This window comes from Vibrio sp. 811 (assembly GCF_033339195.1).
The window spans coordinates 1-660 of record NZ_JAWOUB010000483.1; the positions used below are offsets into that span (position 1 = coordinate 1).

At 47.9% G+C, this 660-nt stretch carries 2 protein-coding genes; both read right to left on the reverse strand.

Translation table 11 applies throughout. The annotated features are described in order from the left end of the window. Window positions 1-101, reverse strand: a 101-nt coding sequence (locus tag R7Q46_RS27615; RefSeq protein ID WP_318078343.1) for a GIY-YIG nuclease family protein, incomplete at its 3' end; no start/stop codon positions are given. Continuing rightward, a partial coding sequence (locus R7Q46_RS27620) for a YceH family protein (RefSeq protein ID WP_318078342.1) occupies window positions 98-660 on the reverse strand: 563 nt, incomplete at its 5' end. The genes R7Q46_RS27615 and R7Q46_RS27620, both read right to left, overlap by 4 nt.

Sequence of the window (660 nt, forward strand, 5' to 3'; positions counted from 1 at the left end):
TTAAATCGCCTTTCGATGTCATTGGTAACACCGCAATACAGTGCATTACGGTTATTGCGGATCAGATAAACGCTCCAGTGCTGCTCAACGCTTTCACTCATGAAAGTAGAGATTCTACCTGCGCTTTCAATGCATCGAGTTCTTCTCTTAACTCGGCAACTTCTTGCTCTAACTTAGCGACACGTTCTGAGCTTGACGAATTAGCCGGAACTGCCGCAGCCATTGCTGACACATCGACTTCACCACAGAACAAGTGCATGTAACGAGATTCACGTTTACCAGCTTCACGAGGTAACTTCACCACAAGCGGACCTTTATCTTCGCTAGCAAGATGCTCAAGTACAGCTTCTACTTCTTTTACATCGTGGAAAGTGGCAAGGCGGTTGGTTCGAGTGCGGATCTCGCCTGGCGTTTGCGCTCCGCGCAGTAACATGCAACAGATGATGCCCTTCTCTTGCTCCGACAATTTAAGATCGCCAAACTCGGTGTTGCAAAAACGATGTTGGTACTTGCTAACACGGCTATTGAAAGCGCTCTCATCGCTGACAAGTCGACGCTCAATCAACGCATCAACAGCATCAAGGACGTCAGATTCTGACAATGCCATCACTGGCTCACGGTTGCTTTTTTGGTTACATGCGTTGGTCAACGCGTTCAAAC